Source organism: Protofrankia sp. CiP1_Cm_nod3 (assembly GCF_982290655.1).
Genome location: NZ_CEVIVD010000210.1, coordinates 1 through 2,824, shown reverse-complemented (window position 1 = coordinate 2,824; position 2,824 = coordinate 1). Strand labels below are relative to the sequence as shown.

Annotated in this window: 2 protein-coding genes; one reads left to right on the top strand and one right to left on the bottom strand. The window is 73.6% G+C overall.

Annotated elements, in window-relative coordinates; translation table 11 throughout:
• Window positions 1-540 (bottom strand): RNA-guided endonuclease InsQ/TnpB family protein (locus tag AC5LUJ_RS22825; RefSeq protein ID WP_493465725.1); only part of this gene is annotated, 540 nt, incomplete at its 3' end.
• Window positions 541-770: 230 nt separating this feature from the next.
• Here AC5LUJ_RS22825 and AC5LUJ_RS22820 point away from each other — a divergent pair.
• On the top strand, window positions 771-2,824 hold a 2,054-nt coding region (locus tag AC5LUJ_RS22820), incomplete at its 3' end, for a type I polyketide synthase (protein WP_493465724.1).

The following is a 2,824-nucleotide window of genomic DNA, read 5'->3' as shown; positions in this document are numbered from 1 at the left end:
GTCCACCCCGACGACCCCACCGGCCCCGGACACCGCGACAGGGTCGGGTACGACGGCGAACGCGACATGCCACCGGCCCGCCCGATCCCGGGTCACCCGGAACGACGTCGCGGCCGGTACCGGGCGCGTGCGGCGGAAACGCACCCAGCCAACCTTCGGGACCCGCACCCGCGACCAGCGGCGGTTCTCCCGCCGGAAATCACCGGGTTTCACCGCGACGTTCCGGAAACCCTCGCCCCGGCCGCGTTTCCGGAACGACGGTTTCCGGTGCGAACCGCGGAAAAAGCCGGCCAGGGCCGTGGCGAAGTCCCGCAACGCCTGCTGCTGAACAATGACGCTGCCCGCGGCAAGCCAGCCGAACTCCCGCCGTGCGTCGGTCAGCTGCCGGTTCTGCTCGGCGTATCCGGGCGCGGGTCCGCGGCGCGGATGCCACCAGGATTGTTGTTCGAGCGCGAGATTCCACACGTACCGCGCGTGCCCGCAATGCGACTCCAGAACCGCCACCTGATCGGCGGTCGGATAGAGTCGGAAACGGGACATGGAATGATCCTACCGAAGGGATGCCGATCTATGATCACCGGCGCACCGGGGGTTTCCCACCGGCCGGGATGCGCACCGCCGGTCACGCCGCACGCAACGCCGATCCCGGCGGATCGGCGTTGCGTGCCCCGCTCCGCGGGAGACCGGATTCCTCCCCGGTCTGAAGGCCGGGGCATTCTCTGGATGCCTTCGGTGACCATGCCCGACACATCCCGCAGGAGAGGCTGACCGTGAGCGACGACAAGATCCGGTACCTGCTGCGCCGCGTCACCGCGGAGCTGCACGACACCCGCGAACGCCTGCGGGAGGCGCGCGGTGAACGCCAAGAGCCGATCGCGATCGTCGGCCTGGCCTGCCGGTTCCCGGGCGGGGCAGGCTCGCCGGACGGGCTGTGGCGGCTGGTCGCCGACGGCGGTGACGCGATCACCGAGTTCCCGCGGGACCGCGGCTGGGACCTGGACGCCCTCTACGACCCCGACCCGGACCACCCCGGCACGTCCTACACCCGTTACGGGGCGTTCCTGGACGCGGTCGGCGACTTCGACGCGGAGTTCTTCGGGATCTCCCCGCGGGAGGCGCTGGCGACCGACCCGCAGCACCGGCTGCTGCTGGAGGCCACCTGGGAGCTGCTGGAGAACGCCGGGATCGACCCGGCGTCGCTGCGCGGCAGCCGCACCGGTGTGTTCGCGGGCACGAACGTGGCCGACTACGCCGCCCAGGCCGACCCGCCGCCGGACCTGGAGGGCTACCTCGGGCTGGGCAGCGCCGGCAGCGTGCTCTCGGGCCGGGTGTCGTACACGTTCGGTTTCGAGGGGCCGGCGGTCACCATCGACACGGCCTGCTCGTCGTCGCTGGTCGCCCTGCACCTGGCCGCCCAGGCGCTGCGCGCCGGGGACGCGGAGCTGGCGGTCGCCGGCGGGGTGACGGTGATGTCCTCCCCCGGCGAGTTCGTCGAGTTCTCCCGGCAGCGCGGGCTCGCCCCCGACGGCCGCAGCAAGGCGTTCGCGGCGGCGGCGGACGGCGTGAGCTGGTCCGAGGGCGTCGGGCTCGTCCTGCTCGAGCGGCTCTCGGACGCCCAGCGCGCCGGCCACCGCATCCTCGCCGTGCTCCGCGCCTCCGCCGTCAACCAGGACGGCGCCTCCAACGGCCTGACCGCCCCCAACGGGCCGTCCCAGCAGCGTGTCATCCGCGCCGCCCTCGCCGCCGCCGGCCTGACCCCCGCCGACGTCGACGCCGTCGAGGCCCACGGCACCGGCACCCGCCTCGGCGACCCCATCGAAGCCCAGGCCCTCATCGCCACCTACGGGCAGGGGCGGCCCGCCGACCGGCCGCTGTGGCTGGGCTCGGTCAAGTCGAACATCGGGCACACCCAGGCCGCCGCCGGTGTCGCCGGGGTCATCAAGCTGGTCCAGGCCATCCGCCACGGCGTCCTGCCGAAGACCCTGCACGTGGACGAGCCGTCACCGTACGTGGACTGGTCGGCGGGTGCGGTAGAGCTGCTCACCGAGGCGCGGGCCTGGCCGGAGGTCGACCGCCCCCGCCGGGCCGCCGTCTCCGCCTTCGGCGTCAGCGGCACCAACGCCCACATCATCATCGAACAGGCCCCCACCGGCCCGGACGCCCCAGCGAACGCCGCGCCAGACGCCACCCCGAACGCCTCGGCAGGCATCCCCGCGGGCGCAGGTGCGGGCGATCATGACAACGAGGGGACAAGTGGTCGCCCCGGCAGCCACTTGCTCCCTCAATCTTCCGCTCGGAACGGGACGGACCGCGATCTGGCGGGTGTCTCGGTGAACGGTTCGGTGCAGCGCCCGGCGGGTGCCGGGACGGACGGCCCGGCGGGCCGGGCGGACGTGCGGGTGGATGCCCGGGCCAGCTCGGACGCGTCCGAGGCAGGCGCGCCTGTCGTCGAGGGGGACGCGGCCGGGAGGAGCGCGGGAGCGTCCGCCGAAAGGAGTGCCGAGGGAAGTGAAGGAAGTATTGCGGCGTCTGTCGGCGAACCGGCTGGCAGTCCGCTGCCGTTCCTGATCTCCGCGCGTTCACCGCAGGCGTTGCGGGAGCAGGCCGCCCGGCTGGCCGCGCACGTCAGCGGTGACAGCACGCTGCGGCCGGTGGACGTCGCCTACTCACTGGCCACCACCCGGGCGACGCTGTCCCACCGGGCCGTCGTCGTCGCCGGCAGCCGCGACGAGCTGCTCGCAGGGCTGAACGCCCTCGAGACAGGGACGACGGCCGCCAACGTCGTCGTCGGCTCCGCGGAAGGGGCGGCGCCCGACGGGCAGGT